Raw genomic sequence first — 15,280 nt, forward strand, 5'->3', positions numbered from 1 at the left:
GCCAGGTATTTCCGCCCCAGGCCGTCACCCCTGACGCCGCTTGACCGGAATAACTACTTCCAGCCCTGCTGCCAGTTCGATGCATCTCTCAGTTCTTTCCAATCAATCGCGCTTGAACGGTTTGATATCACCGCCTCTATCAAGCAGTGAATAACCTCACCCTCTTCATCAAATTCGACCTCAGTCACCAGAAAATGTTTTTCTTTCTTTACTGGCTTGACCGAAGTCCACTTGCTGTTAAGCAACTTTCTGGGAGTGATTTTATTCATTGGCACTCTTCAATTGCCACCCAACGCTGCGCTCTGTCGCTTGTCGGCAGCAGCGCCTTGTTACATAACTTAAAGCTTGGCCGAAAGCCAAATAGCGAACTTCGTTGACCACTGAACAAGCCAGAAAATTGGCTTGTAGATAATAGAATCCCTACCATTTGTCTCCCCCATCTCTTGGTGCTCTTCTTCGTCTTGTTTGATGCTCAAAACAGCAGCATGTATTTCAGCATCATGAAGCTCCAAGAACGACAATTGCCAATGCAAATGATGCAGCACCGATGTTTCTATTGAGTTTGTACAGACCCAGATAGCATTACGGCCTAAAAGGGCTGTAATTATTCCTAGCCCCCAACCCCCTAATGCCCATACAGTCAGTCCGTAGCAGTGGCGGATGCCTCGTGATTTAAGGATCCGATTGAAAGTAGCGTAATGCTCGCGCTCATGGCTTAGCATTTCTTCGAGCACCTTCACTAAATCTTTGTACAGAACCCGAGCGACAAGCAATTGGGCGCTATAGATCCCTATGGCGCCTCTTTCGCCTGCATGATCAACTCTGATAATCCTTTCAACTTCTTTCATGCAATCAACTTGTAGTGCGACTCAGAACATTATTGAGGATCAGGTTTTGAATTTTACAATCAGAGAGCGCGGCACAAGACCTGACCCCATTACCTCTTGGAACCCGATCTCGCTGTGCGTGGGGAATGCCATGGTTGGCATGGCCGATCAGTGTGACTCGAATGACGGAGCCAGCGCCTCCACCAGAAAATCAATAAACGCCCGAGTCTTGGCCGGCATATATTCCCGCTTGGGGAAGACGGCATACATTGAACCAGCGGTCGTCGCCAATGCAGGGAAAAGTCTGGTCAGGCTCCCTGTCTCCACTTCCTTCTCCACATAGAAGCTCGGCATACGTGCGATTCCCCCACCGCCCAGCACAATTTCCTTAACGGCCAGGCTGTTGTTGGCCACGATATCCCCGGCCAGCGTCACCACCTCCGAATTTCCATGGGGGTCGGTGAACGACCATTCCAGCGCAGAGTTCTGCAGACGAAAACTGGCAATACGATGCTGAGTCAGATCCTGCGGCACAACAGGCGAGCCATTCGCCTTCAGGTACGCTGGTGACGCCACGATCAAATGCTGAAAGTGCCCAAGCCAACGAGCGGCCAGTGAGGAATCATCCAGCTCGCCGACACGGATAGACACATCGAACCCCGGGTCGATCATATCCACCTTGCGGTCATCAAAATTGAGCTCCACCTGCACCAGCGGAAACGCGGCCATGAACCGGGGGATCAACGGAGCCACGTGAAGAATGCCGAATGACATGGGCAGATTCACATACAGCCGCCCACGGGGCTCACGATTCAGTGAGCGCACCTCATCCACCGCCGCTTCGATGCTGCCCAGGCTGCTGCTGCACGCCTGATAAAACTGCTCGCCGGCCTCGGTGAGACTCAGCCGCCGGGTGGTGCGATTCAGTAACCGGACCCCCAGTTGATCCTCCAGCTGACTGAGCCGCTTGCTGATCACCGAACGGGATGCCTCCAGCTCTTCCGCGGCCCGGGTGAAGCTGCCCGCCTGCACCACCGCCACAAAATTGCGGATCTCTTCCAGCATGCCCGTTCTCCCGATGATCAGGCCGACGCCCGATTAGTCCATTTAAGGAAACAATCATATTCCGAAAGGCATGATTATCAACAATCTCACTTCGAATAGCCTGTCATCACTGCCCACAACACAGGCCTGAGACCATGCACCAAACCCGCCACGACCTCACCCGCACCCTGTGCGCCCTGCTCCTTGTTGCCACCGCCCTGCCGGCTACGGCCGAGCAACGCCAGCCCGGCACCAGCCCCTGGGGGCCCGATGACGAAATCGGTCGCCTTAACCTGATGACGGACCAATCTCGAGCTCAGATCCTGTCGCGCATCCACGGCGGCAAAAGCTATGACCTGTCGGTGGAGTTCTTCATCGGCATGCCCAGCTGGCAGGCCGCCGGGGATCCCCATTACCGCATCTGGATGACCCACACGCCCCACGGCACCGTCATCGACGACCCGCTGAATCAGGGCGAGACCATGAACCACCATGTCAGTTACACCGGCTCAGCCGTCTCCATGTACACCCACACCGGCACTCATATTGATGCCCTCAACCACTTTGGCCTAGATGGCAGGATCTGGAACGGCTTTTCCGCCAGAGCGCATTTGGGTGACCGGGGCTGGCGTGTGGCGGGGGTGGAAAATTTCCCGCCCATCATCGCCCGCGGGGTGCTCATTGATATTCCCGCCGCCAAGGGCATGGATAAGCTGCCCGATGGCTACCGGGTCACCCGTCGGGACATCGAGACCGCGCTGGGCAAACAGAAAGTATCCCTGGAAGAAGGGGATGTGGTGCTGCTGCGCACCGGCCGCATGCAGAATTACGACAATGCTGGCCGCTACATGCACAACCCGCCGGGGCTGGGCTATCACGCTGCCCGCTATCTGGTGGAAACCGCCGGAGCCATGGTGATCGGCGCGGACAACCTCAGCCTGGAAGCCTTCCCCTCCGAACTGGAAAGCGACTATGTGCCCGTGCACACCTATCTGCTCGCCGAACAGGGTACCCCCATTATCGAATTGGCTTACCTGGAAGAGCTGGCACGCGACCAGGTCTACGAATTTGCCTTTATCGGCAGCCCGCTGAAATTTCGCGGTGCAGATGCCGCCCCCTTGCGACCCACCGCCTTACCCATCCGCTGATCAAGGAGAACCCTCATGAACGCCCTGCTCACTCGCCACAGCACCCTACCCGTCGATCCGCTGTTCCTGGCTCGCTGGTCCCCCCGCGCCTTTGACGGCGTCGCCCTGCCCGAGGAAGACCTGCTAACCCTGTTCGAAGCGGCACGCTGGGCCCCCTCTGCGTATAACAAGCAGCCCTGGCGCTTTCTCTATGCCCTTCGTGGCGATGCCCACTGGGCCACCTTCGTGGCGTTGCTGGATCCATTCAACGCCAGCTGGGCACAGGATGCCGGTGCCCTGATCTTCCTGCTCAGCGATTCCAACAGCCCGACCCACCGTTTTGATGCGGGTGCGGCCTGGAGCCATCTGGCCCTGCAAGCTCACCAGCTGGGTTACCAGGCCCATGCCATGGGAGGCATCCACCACAGCGCCGTCCGTAACGAGCTGGCCGTGCCAAAGCATCTGCATGTGGAAATCGGCATTGCCGTGGGCGCTCTTGGAGATCCGACCTCCTTGCCAGACACCCTGCGCAGAGAGATACCCAGCGACCGCTTGCCCCTGGATCAATTGATCAACCGTGGACGCTACTGATGATCATCACCCGAGATACCCGCTTTCTGCTGCTGGCCTCAGGCATGCTGCTGGGTTTTACCTTCCCGCTGGCCAAACTGGCAGGCATCGCCCAGATGCCCGCCATGACCTGGGTAATACTCAACTCGCTCGGCGCCAGCCTTACCCTGCTGACACTGCTGATGCTGACAGGCGGTCTTGAGTTACCCCGGGGCCGGCAATGGCGCTACGCTCTGATTACCGGCCCCATCACGTTTGCCAGCCCCAGCCTGCTGGTGTTTCTGGTCGTGCCACAGGTGGGTGCTGGTTACAGCGGCATCATGTTTGCCCTGTCCCCTGTCCTCACCCTCACACTGACCCGACTTGCGGGCATGGGCACGTTGGGAAGGCAGAAAACCCTGGGCCTGCTGCTCGGTCTTGGGGGCGCTGCCGGCATCAGCCTCACCCGAGGCAGCCTCGGTGCACCTGCAGAAGCACTCTGGCTTGCTCTTGCCGCCCTGATCCCGCTTGCCCTCGCCGCTGGCAACCTCTACCGCACACTGGACTGGCCCGGCCAGGCGTCTCCGGAACTGCTGGCATTCTGGAGCCATACCCTGGCCGTGATCCTCTACGCTAGTGCAGCCCTCATTTTCGGCAACGAGGCTATCTGGAAAAGCGCCGTAGATAACCCGCAACTGGCCGCAGGGCATCTGGCCCTGGCAGGCCTCATTGCGCCACTGATATTCCGGCTGCAAAGGTTCGGTGGCCCGGTACTACTCAGCCAGACCGGCTATGTCGCCGCGGGTACCAGTTTGCTGATTGCCAGCGTGTGGATGAGGGAGTCTTACCCGCTAACGGCCTGGCTCTCAGCGCTGGTGATTCTGATCGGGATGGTGATCAGCCTGTGGCCGAAGGCAAGCAAGCCGGTGATCTGTCAGGATGCGTAAGACAGGCCAGCGGCCTCGCCGCTCATGCTCGCAGCAAGGCCTGAATCCGTTATCCGCGCACCCCGGTCAGGCGGTTATTTTCTGGGGAACCAGGGGAAAAACCGGTTGGTGGTTTTCTGGTACTGCTGATAGTCAGGTCTTTTCCTCACCGAATAATATTCGGCAGGAACGGCGCCAGTGAGATACACCAGGGTGATATACATCATCAGTGAAGCTGCAGCCCCACCGACACCAAGTACGATCCAGGTGAACAGGGCTTCAGCGTGCAGCAATAACCACCATGAGGGAATCGCCGCGATCACAATCCCCGTCCACACAAGCCATTCTGAAAAGTAATTGGGGTGGCGGCTGTACTTCCAGAGCCCCACGTTACACACACCGCCCCTGTTGTTGGCGATAAAGCGCAGCTTCTGTACATCGGCCGTAGACTCAAGCAAATAAGCCAGCAGCCAGATACCAATACCGACCCCTTCCAGCAGATGGATTGTGCCCTCCCCATTCACCGACAACAGGAAGCCTGGAATAGCCAGCACGGAAACGTTAGCGAGGCCTTGTGCCAGTATCTCTGCCTGCATATGAAAACGAACATGTTTCTTGCCGCCGTCTTCAAGCAACATCCGGCGGTATTCATAACGGGGGAACTCCGTTTGAAAGATCACACCCGTCGCCCGGGCCATCGTTAGCGCCCCCAAGCCCATTCTCAGACCAATCAGCAGATACACGCCTGCCACACAGAATCTGCGGAAGGGTTCACCATCGCCCAGCAGGGCAATTTGCACGCCAGTCAACGCGACGCCGAATGGCCAGGCAATATCCACAAATGACATACGCCCGGTTTTCATGAAAGGCAGCCATGCAACCAGGCCAAACAAGACCAGCTGCACGGCACCATTGATCAGCAAAAGATCGGCAAGCGCAGTGTTACCCGAGGAAATGGCCACTGCCCAGATGGCGCTGAAAGCTACACAATACCGGTCCAAAGCTCACCAGACTCATCCCTCTGTGATGTCAACGGGTACATCGGGGATCTCCCCAAACAGTCTATGGTTATCGGCCACATCACACTGTTGTTGTTTTACTGCGAATTTGGACGCAATTGCTCCCCATTGCCTAACGGAAATGCTCACGAACAAATTGATCCAGTTCAGCCACCGAGGTGATCACATGGAGAGTTTTACCGGTTGAAAGTGTCTTCAGGCGGGAAAGAAAAGCCTCATTCCAAAAAGCCGGAGAGAGCCTCAGCACCTTGTAACTCTCCAGCGTCCCTTTGAGAACCGAACTCCCCTCCGGCCAGCCTTCGGGTTTTACGAACAGCCCCTTCAGCAAACGCTTGGTCACAAACCAGTAGCTGGCCAGATAGGGCAAATCCACATAAACCAATGTATCGGCGGCCTCCAATCGTTGATGAAATGCCGCCAGCGGGCCGAAACCCTCGATGATCCAGTGCTCCGAAGCCAGTATCCTGGCGTGCGATTCGTCAAATATCGCACGGGCTACCCGTTCACCATTAGGTTGGTACACCAGTGAATCCAATGCGTACAGAGGCAAACCCGATGCAGACGCTAGCGCTTTACTCAATGTGGATTTCCCACTGCCAGGCTTGCCAAAAACCGCGACCTTCTTCATCCGTCCTCCTGAAATAACCATTCCCAAGAGGCAGAAACAACAAACCCACCTCATGGGTGGGTTTGAAAGCAAAGACACGCCAAACCGCACCACCCCCCTATGGGATGATGATAATTCGCTGCGCGCTTTGCTTAAGATTTGAATTCATGGTTTGATCATTCTTGAAGGTCACTGGATTGTCAATCCGGGAACCCGCTTCACAAGAGATGACCTAATAACCCAGTATTTTATTGACCTCACGATCACAGGCATCAATCTTTGCTGCCCTGATCTAGCATTTTTGACTGCCTTTCATAAGCCGCAGACAGGCCTTCACTGACCCTTTTTCCGCGAGTGGCAGGTTTTACCACTTCCTTGATACGCCGAATGATGAAATTTCGCTTTCCTGGAGGAATATCCATAAAGGCGTCCACCAAACCCTCCGTCTCCAGCATCTCCAACAAGTCTTCAGGAATCTCAACGTCTCCGGGATCAACTACCACAAAATCCAATCGGACCTTGTCACCTTCTCGGGTATTCGTGAGCTTACGCACACTGGCCTTGATACGAATGTAGTGCTGCCCACCACCCACAGGGAAAAGGCTAACCTGAAATGGTGCTGAATCATTGACGCAGGCCTCGACTAACACTGGGCCTTTGGTGCCCAGAGCCTCCGTAATATCCGAAGGGACAGGAACCGCGCAGTAATTCATGCCTTCGGCCCAGTTCTCCAACACCGCCTCAAAAGAAAAGCGCTTGCCGACAAGAGTGGGGTTAACCATGTTTTCTTCCTTGATTTGACGCCTGTCCGAGACCTAATAAACCTGAAACCATAACCTTGGCGAGCCTCACTATAGAACTATATTCATTAGCCTCTAATGTGAAATGAAAGACTTGCTAAGCATGCACCCTTCGGGGCTTGTATCGTGCACCTCGATGCACGATGCAAGACCTCGTATCATGCAGGCCCTTGTTAAGCTATTTCGCTAACACCTTCTTTCTTTTTGAAAAAAACCTTTGATGCTACAGAACAGCCAATAAGGATTATGAACCAGTAAGCCCCTGCACTTGATGCTGTCTCAACAGATACAGGAAATACTGCAAGGGCAATAAAGCCCAGCAGTAGTGAAAACACCTGGATGAGGCTTTTCCACAACTTCTTTGTCACCTTGCTAGCCCTGTAGAAGCCGGCTAAAACAATAAAAGTTCCCAAAGCTGCCAGACCCAACGCAATAAAATCCATTTTTCTTCTCCTTTATTTATGCTTAACGCCATGCTCAGCCGGCGCGTCAGCGATCGGCTGGAGCTTCTTGTTATGACTTTTTGAAAAACCTTTTAGCCGCTTCATCGATAGCACGGAAAACACCAGCCAAAATATCTAGCCACAAAGGCATTACCATGACAGCACAGAGCCAAAGCAAAACTCCAGGAGCAACCAAAGGATACAAGAGCACCTCTTTAATCGTTCCCTCTAGGCTAATTATTGCCACCAATCCTACAAGGTAAGAGACAACACAGCCCAACACTAGCACGGGAGGAACAATCCAATTCTCAAACCTAGGCAGCCTGCGCAACCTATCATTGGCCCACAGGGCAGCCACAGACAAAAAAATTATTCCTGCAACCCAAGATGCAACAAGCCATTCAGTAGTCATAACAACGTATTAATTAGAACGTTCCGTATAACTCGGTTCCGTATAACTCCGAGCCACCCACCCCGCTCAATCTGAATCGCCACCAGTTCTCTAGACACTTCCCTGCCGTTCTTGGTGACGCTTTTCATACTCTACCGGTGACAGCTTTTCATTAGAACCATGGCGTCGACGGTTGTTATAGAACATCTCGATATAATCAAAAATATCTGCCCGGGCCGCGTCCCGACTGCTGTAAATCTTTCGCTTTATTCTCTCCCGCTTCAACAGCTGGAAGAAGCTCTCAGCAACAGCATTGTCGTGGCAGTTACCGCGCCGACTCATACTCCCCTCCAGCTCATGCGCCTTCAGAAACGAGTCCCAGTCGTGGCTGGTGTATTGGCTTCCTTGGTCGGAGTGAACAACCACCTTGCCCTCAGGCTTGCGACGCCAGACCGCCATCAGCAGCGCATCCAGCGCCAGTTCCTTGGTTATCCTGGATTGCATTGACCAACCGATCACCCGTCTTGAGAACAGATCTAGAACAACCGCCAGATACAGCCAGCCTTCATGTGTGCGGATATAGGTAATATCCGTTACCCAGCTCTCGTTCGGGGCTTGCGGATTGAACTGGCGCTGAAGGATATTCGGTGTCACCTTGTGCAGCTCCCCAGCCCTATGGCGTGGTTTACGATACCCCACCTGCGCTCGTATTCCTGCGTGGCGCATCAGGCGGTGGACTCGATTGGGCCCGCATCGCTCGCCATACTCGCGCAGATCGGTATGAACCTTCCGGTAGCCATACACGGCCCCGGATTCCAGCCAGAACTGCTTGATCAGCCCGGACAGGCGCTCGTCCTCGATTGCACGAGCTGAACGAGGCTGTCTCTGCCAGGCGTAAAAGCCACTGGGGTGAACGTCCAACAGAGAACACAGTGAGCGGATTGGCCACCGCTCGCTGTGCTCCTGAATGAAGGCGTACCTCAATCGGACTGACTGGCGAAGTACGCCGCGGCTTTTTTTAGGATGTCTCGCTCTTCGGTAACGCGCTTGAGCTCTTTCTGGAGCCGGCGAATCTCGGCTTGGTCATCTGCATTGGCCTGATGCTGCTCGGAATCCGGGCCAAACTTCCTGATCCAGGCGTACAGGCTATGGGTGGTGACGCCGAGTCGGTCAGCCACTTGGGCCACACTGTGACCACGATCCGTCACCTGGCGAACCGCCTCAATCTTGAATTCTTCGGGATAGCGTTTGCTACTCATAGATACCTCTCTGATTGCCATTTTGGATGGCTGAAAGGTGTCTAGCAAACTGGTGGCGATTCAATCTATCAAAATACTCTCATATCAATCAGTTAGAGTGAAATAGCCAATGTCTTACACGGAGTTCAAAGGAACGTTCCGTTGAAAACGGGCGTGCCTTCCCGTGCATCATCCCTGTCTCCACGCCCAATCAACGTCTGATGTACAATCCCCCCACATTCTCCAGAGCCCCAGATAATGCGTACCTTTGTCCTCCGTGCCCGTGCTGCCTCCACCAATAGCCAGACCCTGCTGGCCAATGTGGGCGGTGATGCCCATAGCGAGATCCTCGCCCACACCCTGATGAATGCGATCTTTGTGGCGCAGTCACATCGGGACGATGTGGTCGTGCATCTGGTGCTGGAGAGTACCCAGGACTTTTCTCGCACCATTACCTTTGTGGCGGCGGAGATGCGCGACATTGGTGGCTTTCATGAGCAGGCGTTGCTGGCCAAGGTGGTACGGGCGCTGGATGCCTCTGCCGGTATGGGCAAGGAGCAGATGAAGTCCGTGGAAAGCGGCATTTCCGTGCGCACACTCAGCTTCGAGAAACTGGTGAAGGAACTGGCAGAGGACGGGCATCAGCTTTACATGATGGACCCCAAGGGCCAGAGCATTCGGGAGCTGTCATTCGCAGAAAAGCCCTGCTTTCTGCTCACCGATCACATCCCCATGCCGAAGAAGAGTTTCAATAGCCTGAAGCGGCTCGGCACGGAGAAGATCAGCCTGGGGCCGACCATGCTGTTTGCGTCGCAGTGTGTGGTGTTGATTAATAATGAGCTGGATTTGGCGGGGATGTAGGAGGTTCTCTCGAGGCGTAAAGCCTCCGAAGCCGGAGCATTCAACTTGCTGGATTGGGCGCGAGGGCCCGCGCCGTTTCTTCGCCAAGGCTCAGATCGCCATGCAAGCATAGCTCCTACAGCGGCTTCGTCAGGTCGGTTGGACGTAGGGTTTAGCTATTAACTATTCACTGTTAACTATTAACTGCTCTTAATCAGCTTTCCAGCCAAACCTCACGCGCCCATTGCCAGATAGAACTCCATTCCTCGTCCTCGTTGACGCCCTCCCCCGGTACCCAGAAGACGATCTGGCCATCCTGGGCGATGGCGTAGAGGCCCTCTTCAGCCTGGCAGACCGGGATCAGGGAACGGGGCATACCCTGGTCCCAGGCCTGGGCAGCCAACTCGGGCAGGAAGTTGTGGGCGTAGTCGTCCATAACGGTGGCCGGTTCCAGGCTGCCGCAAAGGATGTCGCCGGTGGTGAGCAGGAATTCCTTGTACTCTCCCGGCAGGGAAATCAGCAGTTGTTCCTCGATTTCCACCAGCCGGTCTTCGTCCGGCAGTTCCAGGGCTACCAGAGAGCCCTGGTGGCGTTCGCGCAGCAGGTCGATCAGGTCATCCATTTATAGCGTTCCGGTTGGCGTTGTCAGCAGAATGGTTGTTGGAGCTATGCTTGCATGGCGAATTTCGCTTGGGCCAACTCGCCATGCAAGCATGGCTCCAACGATACAGTTTTTATTCCTGGCGGTGATCCCGACGGAACGGGAACAGGAACTGGTCGACCACGCCCTCAGGCACCTGGGTGCTGGCCCGGGTGCCGTACTCGGCAGCCAGCCGGTCGGGCATGATCAGGGTGCCGAACAGTTTATCGTAGATGGGCAGAAAGGCAGCGTAATTTTTGTCCACGGCCTGGTCTTCTGACGAGTGATGCCAGTGATGGAATTCCGGGGTGGCGATGAGCCAGCGGATGCCCGGAAACCGGAAGCGCACATTGGCGTGGATAAAGATGGCATGGAATGACACGAACACCAGATAGGCATACACCGCCGATGGCGAAAAACCCAGGATGAAGATGGGCAGGTAGCCGATAAAGCGGTTGGCAATGATTTCCACCACATGCAGGCGCGAGGAGGCCAGCCAGTCCATCTGGGTGGTGGAATGATGCACAGCGTGGAATTTCCACAGCCACGGCACCTCGTGGAAGGCCCGGTGAATCCAGTAGCTGCCCAGGTCAATGACGATGAGAATTTCAATGAACTGCAGCCACAGGGGCTGGCTGGCGATGGCCTGCTGGAAGCCGATATCCACCTTGTCATGCAGCAGCACCTGAATGGGGATGATGGTGAAGAAGCTGATCAGTTGCAGGCCCACGTGGCTGAACAGGAAATACTTGATATCCGTGACCCAGCCACCGCGCAGGGTTTTCTGGTCCGGGTCCTTGGGGAAAGCCCGCTCCAGCGGAATAAACACCAGCGCCAGCACCAGCAGGGTAAGGATGAAGTAGTCCAGCCCGGCATAGAGGCTGCGGCCTTCCACCGGCGGCACGTCCAGCCGGCCGGAGCCGATCAGCGCGGCCATGCAGGCCAGCACCATGCCGATGATGCCGTAACGCCTTTCCTGGTGTCGCAGCACACTGAAGAAACCACAGATGAAGCCGATGCCAATGCCGATAAACAACGCCACGCGTAGCACGTCAGCATTGTAGAAGGCCCGGAATTCCGGAGTGGTCAGCAACTCCGGGTAGAGGAAACAGAAGCTGCCCATCAGCGCCAGGATCCCCAGCCCGATAGAGAGGGTGGCGGTGATCTTGCCCTGCCCCGGGGTCAGATCCACCTCTTCGTAGCGTTCCCGCAAAAAGTCTGTCATTTGTTGTTCTCCTTCTGAGCCAAGGCTGCCCGATGATCCCTTCAGACACCACTACACGCCCGTAACAAGCTGCTACACTGCGCGTTCAAGAAACATAGCGACTAGCTACGAGCTTCTAGCTACAACGCGCATCAGCCAGGCGGCATAGGACTGACTCCGTGCACGCGATTATTGCAAAGTGGTCGCGGGCACGCCGTTATTCTGTTCACCCGAAAGCCGGATCGCGTTAGCAGCTGGAAGCTCGTAGCTAGTCGCTGCTCCACCACATTATTCACATATTTGGTTATCCATAAAGTATGCCTCTGATTACCCTCCGCGACATTCAGCTCAGTTATGGGCAGCAGCCGCTGCTGGATCACGTCACCCTGTCTATCGACCCGGGGGAGCGGCTTTGTTTGATTGGTCGTAATGGCGCCGGCAAGTCCACCCTGATGAAGGTGATTGCCGAAGAGATCCATGCGGATGACGGCCAGATCGAGAAGACCCAGGGGCTGACTGTGGCTCGCCTGGAGCAGGAAGTGCCGGACGACCAGGATCACAGCGTCCATTTCATGGTGGCCGAGGGTCTCGGCGAGCATGGCGCCCTGCTCAGTGAGCATGCGGAGCTGGTCCATCATCTTGGCGATGGTGACGACAAGATTCTGGCCCGTTTCGAGCAGCTGAGCAGCGAAATCGAGGCCTGTGGCGCCTGGCAGTTGTCCCAGCGGGTGGACACGGTGCTGTCCAAGCTGAAGCTGGATGGCGACCAGCCCTTTGCCGGCCTGTCCGGGGGCATGAAGCGGCGGGTGCTGCTGGCCCGGGCGCTGGTGCAGGAACCGGATATCCTGCTGCTGGACGAGCCCACCAACCACCTGGACATGGATTCCATCCAGTGGCTGGAAGAGTTCCTGAAGAGCTACGGCGCTACCCTGGTATTCATTTCCCACGACCGGGCCTTTATCCGCTCCCTGGCCACCCGCATCATTGAGCTGGACCGGGGCAAGCTGACCAGCTGGCCGGGCAGCTATGAGAAGTACCTGAGCGGCAAACAGGCGGCGCTGGAAGCGGAAGAACGGGCCAACGCCGAGTTCGACAAGAAACTCAGCCAGGAAGAAAAGTGGATCCGCCAGGGTATCAAGGCGCGCCGTACCCGTAACGAAGGCCGGGTGCGTGCCCTCAAGGCCATGCGCGATGAATTCGCTCAGCGCCGCAACCGCACCGGCACCGCCAGCCTGACCATCCAGAGCGGCGACAATTCCGGCAAGGTGGTAGTGGAAGCCGAGAATCTGAATTACAGCGTAGACGGCAAGACCATCGTGCGGGACTTTTCCGTGAACCTCTTGCGTGGCGATCGGGTGGGTATCCTTGGCCCCAATGGCTGCGGCAAATCCACGTTGATCCGCCTGCTGCTGGGCCGACTGGCGCCGGACAGCGGCACCGTGAAGCTGGGCACCCAGCTACAGGTGGCCTACTTCGATCAACTGCGAGATACCCTCAACGAGGAAAAGAGCGTGATCGACAACGTGGCCGAAGGCTCCGATGTGGTCACCATCAATGGCCAGAACAAGCACGTGATCGGCTACCTGCAGGATTTCCTGTTCGACCCGAGCCGGGTGCGCCAGCCGGTGAAGTCCCTGTCCGGGGGCGAGCGTAACCGGCTGCTGCTGGCCAAGCTGTTCACCAACCCTTTCAACCTGCTGGTACTGGATGAGCCCACCAACGACCTGGATGCGGAAACCCTGGAGCTGTTGGAAGAACAGCTGATGAATTACCAGGGCACCCTGCTGCTGGTGAGCCATGACCGGGAGTTTATCGACAATGTGGTGACCTCCACCCTGGTGTTTGAAAACGGCGAGCTCAACAGCTATGTGGGTGGCTATCAGGACTGGTTGCGTCAGCGTCCGGAACCTGTGAAGGGGAAAACCGTCAAATCCGCCAAGCCAGTGCTCGAACCGGCCCCGACAGCCCCGAAACGCAAGAAGTTGTCATACAAGGATCAGCGTGAGCTGGAACAATTGCCGGAACGAATCGAGCAGCTGGAAGCGGCACTGGAAGCGGTACAGGCGCGCATGTCGGACCCGGCCTTTTTCAAGGGCGACCCGGCAGAGATCAGTGCCGCCCAACAGCAACAAACCGAGCTGCAGGCGGAACTGGAAACCACCTTCGCTCGCTGGGACGAGCTGGATCAGCTTGGCTGAATCAAGGAGCTTTTGTGTATAAAACGTGGTCTTCGCTGGCTATCAAGGCAATCCTTATCCTGTTCAGTCTGGCGGCAACGCCGGGCTGGGCCAATGAAGTGGAAGACGAAGAGCGAGCGGTGGAGCGCCAACAGGAAAGCGATGGCCTGGCCACCAGCAGCTCGGATACCAACAAGGCCGACAGCACCATGGCGGACGCCCAGGGCCAGCCGACGGCCGACCCCGCTCCGCTGCCCTTGTCCCTGCTGGGTCAGCAGGTAGCGCCGGGCAGCTTTGCCACCCTGCACTGGACCCCGGATCAATCCTTTGCCTCCATTGCCACCCCGGTACCGGTGCTGGTGGCCCATGGCGACAAGGCTGGCCCCCGGCTGTGCCTCACTGCCGCCATTCATGGTGATGAACTGAACGGCATCGAGATGGTGCGCCGGCTTATGTACGAGCTGGAACCGGACCAACTGGCCGGCACCGTGATCGGTGTGCCCATCGTCAATCTGGATGGCTTTCGCAGTGGCTCTCGGTATCTAAGCGACCGCCGGGATCTGAACCGCTACTTCCCGGGCAACAAGAAAGGCAGCGCCGCCAGTCGCGTGGCCCACTCCCTGTTCAGCAACATTGTTCGCCACTGCGATTATCTGGTGGACCTGCACACCGGTTCCCAGAAACGGGTCAACCTGCCCCAGCTACGGGCCGACCTGGACAACCCGGACGTGGTGGCCTTTGCCAAGCACTTCGGCGGCATGACCGTGCTGCACAGCCCCGGCGTCACCGGCATGCTGCGCGACGCGGCGGTGAAAAAGAATATTGTGGCGGTGACCATGGAGGCCGGTGGCCCCAACCGGTTGGAAACCGAAGCGGTGAGCAATGGGGTTCAGGCCATCGATACCCTGCTGGAAAATCTGGGCATGCGTAAGGCCAGCCGTTTCTGGAGCGCCCCGCAGCCGGTGTTCTATGAGTCCGAATGGATTCGTGCCACCCAGGGCGGCATCCTGCTTGCCGAGGTGGAACTGAATCAGAAGGTGAAAAAAGGCCAGGTGCTGGGTACCGTCACCGACCCGATCAGCAATACCGGCAGCGCCATCATTGCGCCCTATAACGGCCGTGTTCTGGGGATGGCAGTGAACCAGGTGGTCCATGCCGGCTTTGCGGCCTTCCGTATCGGCGAAGAAAAAACCACGGAAGAAGTGGAAGCCAAGGCGGAGAAAGCCACCCAGGAAAAAGAGGAAAAGCGCCAGCAGCAGGGCGACACCCCGGCCCACGAACCCGCACCGGAGCCAGACCGGGCCGATGACCTGAGCCAGGCGGATAACGAGGAAAATCATTCGGAAGAGTGACAAGAGCAACAAAAGCCATAACGCAAAAAGGCTTCCATTCGGAAGCCTTTTTTTATGGTGCGTTAAAACCGGTTGGAGCCTTGTTCACAAGGCGAA

At 56.7% G+C, this 15,280-nt stretch carries 16 protein-coding genes; 6 read left to right on the forward strand and 10 right to left on the reverse strand.

All coding sequences use genetic code 11. From position 1 onward, the window contains the following. Positions 1-53 precede the first annotated feature (53 nt). The 3 genes from KZ772_RS06240 to KZ772_RS06250 form a co-directional block, all read right to left on the reverse strand. Complete coding sequence (locus KZ772_RS06240; protein ID WP_290538954.1) at positions 54-269, reverse strand: TIGR02450 family Trp-rich protein; 216 nt, start codon at positions 267-269, stop codon at positions 54-56. 69 nt (positions 270-338) lie between these two features. Beyond that, positions 339-848, reverse strand: a complete 510-nt coding sequence (locus tag KZ772_RS06245; protein WP_290538955.1) for a demethoxyubiquinone hydroxylase family protein — start codon at positions 846-848, stop codon at positions 339-341. A gap of 147 nt (positions 849-995) precedes the next feature. Beyond that, positions 996-1,892 (reverse strand): LysR family transcriptional regulator, encoded by an 897-nt coding sequence (locus tag KZ772_RS06250; protein WP_290538956.1) that lies wholly within the window; start codon positions 1,890-1,892, stop codon positions 996-998. Positions 1,893-2,026: 134 nt separating this feature from the next. Here KZ772_RS06250 and KZ772_RS06255 point away from each other — a divergent pair, with 134 nt between their 5' ends. From KZ772_RS06255 to KZ772_RS06265, 3 genes are read left to right on the forward strand one after another with little or no spacing between them, the layout of a single operon-like run. Next, the gene (locus tag KZ772_RS06255; RefSeq protein ID WP_290538957.1) at positions 2,027-3,019 is read left to right on the forward strand and encodes a cyclase family protein; all 993 of its coding nucleotides are present in this window, start codon (positions 2,027-2,029) and stop codon (positions 3,017-3,019) included. 15 nt (positions 3,020-3,034) lie between these two features. After that, a complete protein-coding gene (locus tag KZ772_RS06260) occupies positions 3,035-3,589 on the forward strand; it encodes a nitroreductase family protein (RefSeq protein WP_290538958.1) in 555 nt (184 codons plus the stop codon). After that, positions 3,589-4,494 carry a DMT family transporter gene (locus KZ772_RS06265; RefSeq protein ID WP_290538959.1) on the forward strand — a complete coding sequence of 302 codons (906 nt, stop codon included), beginning with the start codon at positions 3,589-3,591 and terminating at the stop codon, positions 4,492-4,494. The genes KZ772_RS06260 and KZ772_RS06265 overlap by 1 nt, the downstream gene beginning before the upstream one ends. A 74-nt stretch (positions 4,495-4,568) precedes the next feature. On the opposite strand, the gene KZ772_RS06270 is transcribed toward KZ772_RS06265, so the two are convergent. From KZ772_RS06270 to KZ772_RS06290, 5 genes are all read right to left on the reverse strand, one after another. After that, on the reverse strand, positions 4,569-5,435 hold the full coding sequence (locus KZ772_RS06270) for a DUF1295 domain-containing protein (RefSeq protein ID WP_290538960.1): 867 nt from the start codon (positions 5,433-5,435) through the stop codon (positions 4,569-4,571). A gap of 169 nt (positions 5,436-5,604) precedes the next feature. After that, a complete protein-coding gene (locus tag KZ772_RS06275; protein WP_290538961.1) occupies positions 5,605-6,120 on the reverse strand; it encodes an adenylate kinase in 516 nt (171 codons plus the stop codon). A gap of 251 nt (positions 6,121-6,371) precedes the next feature. Further along, the gene (locus KZ772_RS06280; protein WP_290538962.1) at positions 6,372-6,881 is read right to left on the reverse strand and encodes a YdeI/OmpD-associated family protein; all 510 of its coding nucleotides are present in this window, start codon (positions 6,879-6,881) and stop codon (positions 6,372-6,374) included. Between the two features lie 191 nt (positions 6,882-7,072). Next, complete coding sequence (locus KZ772_RS06285; protein ID WP_290538963.1) at positions 7,073-7,342, reverse strand: hypothetical protein; 270 nt, start codon at positions 7,340-7,342, stop codon at positions 7,073-7,075. Positions 7,343-7,844: 502 nt separating this feature from the next. After that, a protein-coding gene (locus KZ772_RS06290) for an IS3 family transposase (RefSeq protein WP_290536301.1) occupies positions 7,845-8,992 on the reverse strand; the annotation gives its coding sequence in 2 pieces (ribosomal slippage) (positions 7,845-8,755 and positions 8,755-8,992; 1,149 coding nt in all). A gap of 237 nt (positions 8,993-9,229) precedes the next feature. Here KZ772_RS06290 and trmY point away from each other — a divergent pair. Then, positions 9,230-9,832: a tRNA (pseudouridine(54)-N(1))-methyltransferase TrmY gene (gene trmY / locus KZ772_RS06295; protein WP_290538964.1), complete on the forward strand. Its 603-nt coding sequence runs from the start codon at positions 9,230-9,232 to the stop codon at positions 9,830-9,832. Between the two features lie 193 nt (positions 9,833-10,025). Here trmY and KZ772_RS06300 read toward each other — a convergent pair whose 3' ends face one another. After that, on the reverse strand, positions 10,026-10,433 hold the full coding sequence (locus KZ772_RS06300; RefSeq protein WP_290538965.1) for an SMI1/KNR4 family protein: 408 nt from the start codon (positions 10,431-10,433) through the stop codon (positions 10,026-10,028). 112 nt (positions 10,434-10,545) lie between these two features. Then, positions 10,546-11,676, reverse strand: a complete 1,131-nt coding sequence (locus KZ772_RS06305) for a sterol desaturase family protein (RefSeq protein ID WP_290538966.1) — start codon at positions 11,674-11,676, stop codon at positions 10,546-10,548. A 296-nt stretch (positions 11,677-11,972) separates the two neighbouring features. Here KZ772_RS06305 and KZ772_RS06310 point away from each other — a divergent pair, with 296 nt between their 5' ends. Continuing rightward, positions 11,973-13,853 (forward strand): ATP-binding cassette domain-containing protein, encoded by a 1,881-nt coding sequence (locus tag KZ772_RS06310; protein WP_290538967.1) that lies wholly within the window; start codon positions 11,973-11,975, stop codon positions 13,851-13,853. A gap of 14 nt (positions 13,854-13,867) precedes the next feature. After that, positions 13,868-15,184: a succinylglutamate desuccinylase/aspartoacylase family protein gene (locus tag KZ772_RS06315; RefSeq protein WP_290538968.1), complete on the forward strand. Its 1,317-nt coding sequence runs from the start codon at positions 13,868-13,870 to the stop codon at positions 15,182-15,184. Positions 15,185-15,280: the final 96 nt, after the last annotated feature.

The sequence above is a fragment of the Alcanivorax sp. genome (genome assembly GCF_019431375.1).
Lineage (GTDB): Bacteria > Pseudomonadota > Gammaproteobacteria > Pseudomonadales > Alcanivoracaceae > Alcanivorax > Alcanivorax jadensis_A.

Coding starts and splice junctions, on each gene's coding strand:
- KZ772_RS06240 (WP_290538954.1), bottom strand. CDS start 269: ATGAATAAAATCACTCCCAGAAAGTTGCTTAACAGCAAGTGGACTTCG.
- KZ772_RS06245 (WP_290538955.1), bottom strand. CDS start 848: ATGAAAGAAGTTGAAAGGATTATCAGAGTTGATCATGCAGGCGAAAGA.
- KZ772_RS06250 (WP_290538956.1), bottom strand. CDS start 1,892: ATGCTGGAAGAGATCCGCAATTTTGTGGCGGTGGTGCAGGCGGGCAGC.
- KZ772_RS06255 (WP_290538957.1), top strand. CDS start 2,027: ATGCACCAAACCCGCCACGACCTCACCCGCACCCTGTGCGCCCTGCTC.
- KZ772_RS06260 (WP_290538958.1), top strand. CDS start 3,035: ATGAACGCCCTGCTCACTCGCCACAGCACCCTACCCGTCGATCCGCTG.
- KZ772_RS06265 (WP_290538959.1), top strand. CDS start 3,589: ATGATCATCACCCGAGATACCCGCTTTCTGCTGCTGGCCTCAGGCATG.
- KZ772_RS06275 (WP_290538961.1), bottom strand. CDS start 6,120: ATGAAGAAGGTCGCGGTTTTTGGCAAGCCTGGCAGTGGGAAATCCACA.
- KZ772_RS06280 (WP_290538962.1), bottom strand. CDS start 6,881: ATGGTTAACCCCACTCTTGTCGGCAAGCGCTTTTCTTTTGAGGCGGTG.
- KZ772_RS06285 (WP_290538963.1), bottom strand. CDS start 7,342: ATGGATTTTATTGCGTTGGGTCTGGCAGCTTTGGGAACTTTTATTGTT.
- trmY (WP_290538964.1), top strand. CDS start 9,230: ATGCGTACCTTTGTCCTCCGTGCCCGTGCTGCCTCCACCAATAGCCAG.
- KZ772_RS06300 (WP_290538965.1), bottom strand. CDS start 10,433: ATGGATGACCTGATCGACCTGCTGCGCGAACGCCACCAGGGCTCTCTG.
- KZ772_RS06305 (WP_290538966.1), bottom strand. CDS start 11,676: ATGACAGACTTTTTGCGGGAACGCTACGAAGAGGTGGATCTGACCCCG.
- KZ772_RS06310 (WP_290538967.1), top strand. CDS start 11,973: ATGCCTCTGATTACCCTCCGCGACATTCAGCTCAGTTATGGGCAGCAG.